Origin of the sequence: Psychrobacter sp. 5A.1 (genome assembly GCF_030407455.1) — a bacterium.
Lineage (GTDB): Bacteria > Pseudomonadota > Gammaproteobacteria > Pseudomonadales > Moraxellaceae > Psychrobacter.
Map to the genome: position 1 here is coordinate 20,234 of NZ_JASDDJ010000046.1, position 7,353 is coordinate 27,586.

Below are 7,353 nucleotides of genomic sequence, written 5' to 3' on the forward strand. Positions count from 1 at the left end.
ACATGTAGAGGCTATATGATGGCTCCTTCATTATTGAGGCTGCTGGCCATTAGATAGTTAGTCAAGCGTCCTAGCGATCGTTTATGGCCAATTATCAAACATTTTATAAATTTTACTATCCAACCAACCAATTATTTATTATTAGAGTACGTATGAATACACCTGCTAAATCGTCTGAAATATCCGCATCTACTGATACCACGCCTAACGTCTCAATCGCCGTTATTTTCCATAGTAATTATGGTCATACCAAGCGTGTCGCTGAGGCGATAGTACAAGGTGCGCATCAGCAATTGCCAGCCGCGCAAGCCAAGGCTGTCGATGTGTATGAGGTTGATTGGGACTATTTAGATCAGGCAGATTTGCTGGTTTTCGGTAGTGCGGTCTATATGGGTAGTGTGACAGCTGAGTTTAAAACGTTTATGGATGAGACATCCAAGCGTTGGTACCATCGTAAATGGGAAGGCAAGTGGGCCGCAGCTTTCGCCAATTCGGGTGGGTTGAGTGGTGACAAGCTTGCCGTGTTACAGCAAATTTCGCTATATGCGATGCAGCATGGCATGAATTGGATTGGTCTGCCATTGATGCCGACAGGTCATGAGGCTCACGACTTGAACCGCCTCTCTAGCTTTTTGGGTTTAATGACCCAGTCACTCGATGGACCACCTGAAAAGACACCAGGATCAGGAGATATAGACACTGCTATTTGGTTCGGTGACCATTTGGCCAAAACTATTATTAAGCATCAACCTGCCAATACTAAGTGCTAAAAACCAGACCCTAACCGATTCATCAAATAAAAAAGCAGATATTCAATCGATATCTGCTTTTTTTGTGCGACTTTTTATTGAGCGGCAAGCTTGATAGGGGTAGGATTTACGGGGATAGGGTTTTCGACGAATTGAAATGACTGACAACCTGTTAGTAGCAGCGTCGCTACTAGCAGATAGGTAAAGGCGAACAACTTCATAGTAATATCTCAAAGACGATTTTAATCTAGGGCGTGTCCTCAACCTGAACCTTAAACGGTAAAGTAGCTAAATTTTATCACCATTTTAAAAATGAGGACACGGCCTAGCAACAGGTCACGACTACACACAATTGGGAGTGATAGCCGTGATGCGTCAGGTTTGTTTATTTTGAATATTTGTGAATATCAAACACGCCCTAAGGTGTTTTGGGTAAAATGACAAAGTTACTTTGGACTGGCTGACCAGACTGGTGATCGGGCAGTACCCTTAACAGGAACGTTAAAAGAATCACCACTTTCTAAAGATTTGATGGTCAGTATACCTTCACCGCCCTGTTTTGATACATAGACCACGCGTTTGCCATTGGGTGAGAAGCTTGGTGCTTCGTCGATACCCGTATTACCAACTTTAGCTGCCCCTGTACCATTGCTATTCATAATAGCGGGGTCGCGCCCATTCAAAAAGGCAATTTGTGAACCATCGCTATTGAACTGTGGGCTGGTAGCATAACCGCTGCTTGATAGCTTCGTCGTACGTCCTGAGCCAAACTCATAACGATAGATTTGTGGCTTATTTTCATTTCCTCTACCTGATGTAAAAAGGAAAGACTTGCCATCGGGGGCGTAATTGGGGTGCATCTCAATAGAAGGCCAGTCAATAATTTTTCTTAATCCACTACCATTTGAGTTGATTTCATAGATATCAGCACTGCCTTCAAAGCTGCTAGAAAATAATATCTTACTGCCATCTGGTGAAAATGATGGATTGAGATTGTTGCCAGGGAAGGGCGTTATCGGGGTTGCACCGCCACCGCTCACACTTTGTATATAAATAACGGGATAAGATTTATCACGTTGGACCGAGTAGGCGATGCGGTTGCCATCAGGTGACCATGCGGGTGAAAAAATAGACCCTGGCACTTCAGTAATAGCTCTGGCATTTTCGCCATCAGCATCCATGACCATGAGTTTCGACACTTTGTCTTTACCGCCGCCAGTTTCTTCAATATAAGCAATGCGCCCTGAGAAGTCACCTGGAATACCAGTAATCAGCTCATATACTTTATCTGCGATGACGTGACTCGCATAACGCATACTCTCTTTATTGTTGTTAGCCGTTAGACTTTGTTTGCCTGCTAGTATGCGTCCTGACTTTACTTCAATGACTTCATAGTTAGTGGTTACTTTACCTCGATTGGTACTGGTGCTACCGACGACTAGGTAAGGAATACCGATACTTTGCCATACTGGTAGTGTGCCTGACAACTCGCTGCTACTACGCGGTTGCTGTGGCAGATTTTCACTAGTCACTTTTAGCTCAGTGTGATTTAAGTCACTCGAGATAATAGGGGACATAACCGTGTCACCAGCGAAGGGAACAAAAGCGATTTGGTTTTGTTGTTTTGGCACATCTACCACTACTTCAATCTCAAGTGGCGCAGCTGCTGCCATCAATGGCGTTAAAAATAATGGCGTTAATAAAAATAGTTTTGATAATCGATGAGCCGAATGAATATTAAAAGGTGTCATAAGTAGGCCGTTAATCTAATGAATAAAGTTTATTGAGGTTTTTTTAATTGATGGAAACTGTCTGGCAATAAGTATAGATAAAAAATATCGTACCATAATAGGCAATGGCTAGAGAATTAATAATTAACATTCAGCTAAATTATAAAGCAGGCTTTGGTATTCTGAAACGAATGACAATATGAGCGTAATCATTGGGGTTTTCTAAATCAATTGGCAAAGGGCTGGCTTTGTGTATAGCTGACATTACTGCCTGATTTATTGGTTCACTTGAGCCTGTTGCTGATACTGCAATTACGTTACCTGTATCATCAAGCCTTATGGTAGCGTTCACAGGCCCTCTGCCGAAAGTAATAGGTGGCGTATAGTGATGCCGAATAGCTGTCGTGATGTTATTTGTATGAGAATCAGTATTAGAAGGCTTTGAAAGCCGCTCTTTTTTATTAGTTACTGAGTCTTTATCATTTATTTCATCGGCTGATGCCAATGAAGATAAAGTAAATAACAGACAGAAAAATAAGGAGTTGAGAGTTTTTGATATGGTTATTCGAGCATTAAATACCCCCATCATTCTATCCTTTCGTTATTTCATTTACTGATTTTAACTTTTACTCTTTTATCATTATTAGGTTAGGACGCTGAAGGTATTGTAACGGTCACTTGAATCTCTTTATAGTCTTCAAAATTATCAGGGTCGATATCTAATGGGCTCGCTTGATTTGTAGCAGTAATTGCTGCCGCTTGAGCCACGTCACTACCACCTGATTTTGGCGAAACTGTTACTGATGTCACGTTACCAGATCGATCAACTTCTATGATTAGCTTTACAGTCTGACCATAAGTATTTTTTGGAAACACAAATGAGTTCTTAATTTGAGATACGATGCCATTGATATATTGTTTTTTTGACTTGGAAGAACCTCTATTCCCAGTATTACTAGATTGACTGGACGTACTTCCAGATATGGTAGGCTGCCCATCTTCTAATAAGCTTAATTCTTTGCCTGAGCTACCTGCATTAATTTTTATATTCTTATCAGTAGCAGTGGGGCGATTGATTCTGAGAGAGTCATTTGGCTTATTACGATACTCTTGGAGCCTTTGTTGACTTTCTATCTGCTCGTCTCTTTTGTCTTGCTCAACCGCATCGTGCTTTTCTGCCATTGATTCATCTAATTGTTCTGCCAACTCAGCCATCTGTTGCTCATATTCTCTATTTCGTTCAAGCAAACGTTGATGATGCTCTGCGCTCATCAATAAGGGGCGGCCAGCAGTCGCATCAGACGGTGTAAAAACAGGTACTCGCTGTGAGCTTGATTGGCTACTATTTTGATTGGCATCGTGACGGTTAGACTCATTTGCTTGGGTGACTACAGCTGCATTGCTATTGGCACTAGCTGCTTGTGCTTGAGTCGCCGCACGGTTGGCCAATATCTGCCCTTGCATATCAGCCAGTTGCTCAGGGGATACCATGACCGTCTCGATACTACCAGTCATTTCTACTTCAGTGTTTTGGTAATTATAAACCAGTATGCCGATGATTAGGCCATGCGCCAGCAAGCTTAGCAACGTAGGCAGTGTTAGCCCGTTGCTCTCTGGTTCAGTGGGTACATAGACGGCAGGAGCATTATGCATGGTAAGGATACTCATGAGCGTGGTTTATCGGAGTGACTACTGGAATTGGCTATTATTGCGTGACACGTTTATTACAGAACGACTATCACAGTGAAGGCGTGGGCAGCGGCGCACCTGTCAATAATCCTACTTTTTCGATGCCTGCTTGCTGCAAGGTTGCCATGAGAGTCATGATGGCACCATATTGATTGTTTTGATCGGCATTGATCATCACTTGCACAGGCTCCGCGCTATTATTGTTACTTTGGGATTGCAGGTTAGACAAAGTCTCAATTAGCTCAGGTTCACTGACAGGCACGTCGATATTGCTTTCATAACTGATAAAAATATCACCCGTGTCAGTCAAAGAAACAATCACGGGTAACTGGCTTTGACTCATGGTATTGGTTTGTTCTTTCGGTAGATCGACATCGACACCCGTAATCAGCATCGGGGCTGTCACCATAAATATCACCAATAGCACTAGCATGACGTCGATGTAAGGAACGACGTTCATTTCTGCATTGAGCGCTTTTTTTTCACGGCGATAGGGACTTTGCTTCATGGCTTCGTCGTCCTTATGCTTGAATGGTAGTAGATGGCGTTTCTCTGCTGACAGGATTTTGTGCACTGGTCTCACGCTGTAGCATGCCTGTCATCTCATCACAAAATAACGCACGTGAGTCATATAGTCGACTCGATTTTGCGGTGAAATGGTTGTATGCCAATACCGCAGGGATTGCTGCAAACAAACCCATCGCGGTTGCAATCAGTGCCTCAGCGATACCGGGAGCTACCGAGGCGAGGGTGGCTTGTTCCGTTTGTGACAGCCCCAAAAAGGCATTCATAATTCCCCACACTGTACCGAACAGTCCGATGTACGGAGCCACGGAGCCAATGCTCGCTAGTGTTGTCAATCCTGACTCTAGTAATTGCTGCTGACGACCTAGGCCGACGCGTAGCTTGCGTTCAACACCGTCGATAATGTCATCTTTAGGTTGACGTTTTTTGTGCATTCTTAAGTATTCAGAAAATCCCACATAAAAAATCTGCTCAAGCCCTTGGCGGTCAGGAGAGCCTTGTACGCCTTGATACAGCTTGGCTAGATCTTCACCTGACCAAAACCAAGTTTCAAACTGTTGATCAAAGTTTTTGGCTGTACCAAGTCGCGCACTCATACGAAAAATAATCACCCAACTGAGCAAAGAAGCTAATAGTAATAGTGCCATCACAATCTGCACCAATAGACTGGCTTGGGTAATAAGATCGATAATATTTAATGATTCAGGCATGTAATGGACTCATGGGTAATTAATAATAGCGGTCATAATACTGACTAGATAGCACTTTAGATAACTAAAATGTGAAAGTACAATAATTTTATATACTAGGGCATGTTTAATATTAACCGCATAGTGTACTGCTAAATGTAGCAAAGGTCATTTGTTAAATGCTAAATGCAAACAATTCATACGTTTTTAAGCCATTGATCTACAGTATAAGATTAATTTGTGTGCAGATATATGAAATATTGTTTGGCTATTATGATTCAAACCGCTGAAAAGGCAAGTTTGTACCCATAAGGCACTGGTAATGATTGAATTTGCACAGTAACTTCTCTAAAATGTTGCACCTTGTTACCGCTGCCTTTTGATAATGACGTCGCCATTCATTTGCTGACGTCATATTTATTTTAGGCACCAATAAATCTGTTCTTTCACTAGCAAGCTGGGCGCGACACTTATGAATGCAATTGAACGCTATTTTGGGATTAACGGTGAAAACACCACAGTCAAAACGGAAATCCTTGCCGGTATAACCACCTTTTTGACAATGGCTTACATCATCTTTGTAAACCCCAATGTATTAGCAGAAGCTGGTATGGATAAAGGGGCGGTATTTGTTGCCACTTGTTTAGCAGCGGCAATAGGCTGCTTTATTATGGGTCTATATGCTCGACTGCCAGTGGCACTCGCACCAGGTATGGGGTTGAACGCCTTTTTTACCTATGGCGTTGTACTGGGTATGGGTTATGCATGGCAAACCGCACTTGGCGCGGTATTTTTATCTGGTTGTTTATTTATTATTTTAAGCTTGTTTAAAATTCGCGAGTGGATTATCAATGCCATTCCGACAAGCCTTAAGCAAGGTATTGTGGCAGGTATTGGTGCTTTTTTAGCATTCATTGCGCTACAAAGCTCAGGTATTATTGTTGGTCGTGACGCGACATTGGTCATGCTTGGTGATATGACCTCATTTGCTCCTATGATGGCCGCTTTAGGTTTTTTCATTATTATTGGTTTGGTCTACAAAAAAGTTCCAGGTGCGGTCACGATTGGTATTTTGATTATTACGGTGATTAGCTTGTTGACAGGCCACACTCAGTTTTCTGGCATCATGTCCGCTCCGCCATCCATCACACCAACATTGATGGAGCTTGATATTGCGGGTGCGTTCGACGTTGGCATGATTAGTGTTATTTTTGCTTTTTTATTCGTCGATCTATTTGATACGACAGGCAGCTTGGTTGGTATCGCAAACAAAGCTGGTTTAATCGATAAAGATGGCAATATTCCTAACATGGACAAAGCACTATTGGCTGATTCTACTGCGACGGTCGCTGGCGCTATGCTGGGTACATCATCGACGACCAGTTATATTGAAAGTGCATCTGGCGTGGCATCAGGTGGTCGTACGGGTCTGATGGCAGTGACGGTCGGTGTGTTGTTTGTATTGAGTATTTTCTTTGCACCGTTGGCAGGTATGATTCCCGCATATGCGACTGCTGGCGCGATTTTTTATGTGTCGGTACTGATGTTATTTACCCTAAAAGACATCAATTGGGAAGATTTGACAGAAGCCGCTCCTGTGGCAGTCGTTCTACTATTAACACCGCTGACATATTCTATCGCTGATGGTATCGCGCTTGGTTTTATTACTTTTACAGCAGTGAAGCTGATGACAGGGAAATTTTCTGAAATTACGATTCCAGTTTGGGTATTGACGTTTATTTTGTTGACCAAATTAATCGTCTTGTAAGCTGGTGTGGTCAGTTTTTGACATGATGCTTTAAGCCGTCAATATGACTTCTAATTCCTCTTTATTCTAACGTAATAAAGGGGAGTTTTTTTGTCTTAAAAACGACTTATCACTTACCTGACGCTCGTGAGTGTTTAATTATTGTCATAATAATTAATCGGCAATAGTAAAGAAAAAAACATAACCAAAGCGTCATAGCCAAT

Annotated in this window: 8 protein-coding genes; 2 read left to right on the plus strand and 6 right to left on the minus strand. The window is 42.3% G+C overall.

Features of this window, described 5'->3' with window-relative positions; translation table 11 throughout:
• The first annotated feature begins 152 nt into the window (after positions 1 to 152).
• Entirely contained in the window at positions 153 to 770 is a 618-nt protein-coding gene (locus QL982_RS10420) for a flavodoxin family protein (RefSeq protein ID WP_290162377.1), read from the plus strand.
• Between the two features lie 74 nt (positions 771 to 844).
• Here the strand turns inward: QL982_RS10420 and QL982_RS10425 are convergent, their stop codons facing one another.
• The 6 genes from QL982_RS10425 to tolQ form a co-directional block, all read right to left on the minus strand.
• A complete protein-coding gene (locus tag QL982_RS10425; RefSeq protein WP_290162378.1) occupies positions 845 to 970 on the minus strand; it encodes a hypothetical protein in 126 nt (41 codons plus the stop codon).
• Positions 971 to 1,195: 225 nt separating this feature from the next.
• Complete coding sequence (locus tag QL982_RS10430; protein WP_290162380.1) at positions 1,196 to 2,500, minus strand: translocation protein TolB; 1,305 nt, start codon at positions 2,498 to 2,500, stop codon at positions 1,196 to 1,198.
• Between the two features lie 139 nt (positions 2,501 to 2,639).
• Positions 2,640 to 3,068 (minus strand): TonB C-terminal domain-containing protein, encoded by a 429-nt coding sequence (locus tag QL982_RS10435; protein WP_290162383.1) that lies wholly within the window; start codon positions 3,066 to 3,068, stop codon positions 2,640 to 2,642.
• Positions 3,069 to 3,127: 59 nt separating this feature from the next.
• Positions 3,128 to 4,147 (minus strand): TonB family protein, encoded by a 1,020-nt coding sequence (locus QL982_RS10440; protein WP_290162385.1) that lies wholly within the window; start codon positions 4,145 to 4,147, stop codon positions 3,128 to 3,130.
• 70 nt (positions 4,148 to 4,217) lie between these two features.
• A complete protein-coding gene (tolR, locus tag QL982_RS10445) occupies positions 4,218 to 4,676 on the minus strand; it encodes a protein TolR (protein WP_290162387.1) in 459 nt (152 codons plus the stop codon).
• Positions 4,677 to 4,689: 13 nt separating this feature from the next.
• Positions 4,690 to 5,403 carry a protein TolQ gene (gene tolQ / locus QL982_RS10450; protein ID WP_290162389.1) on the minus strand — a complete coding sequence of 238 codons (714 nt, stop codon included), beginning with the start codon at positions 5,401 to 5,403 and terminating at the stop codon, positions 4,690 to 4,692.
• A gap of 451 nt (positions 5,404 to 5,854) precedes the next feature.
• On the opposite strand from tolQ, the gene QL982_RS10455 reads away from it, so the two are divergent.
• Complete coding sequence (locus QL982_RS10455; RefSeq protein ID WP_290162390.1) at positions 5,855 to 7,150, plus strand: NCS2 family permease; 1,296 nt, start codon at positions 5,855 to 5,857, stop codon at positions 7,148 to 7,150.
• Positions 7,151 to 7,353: the final 203 nt, after the last annotated feature.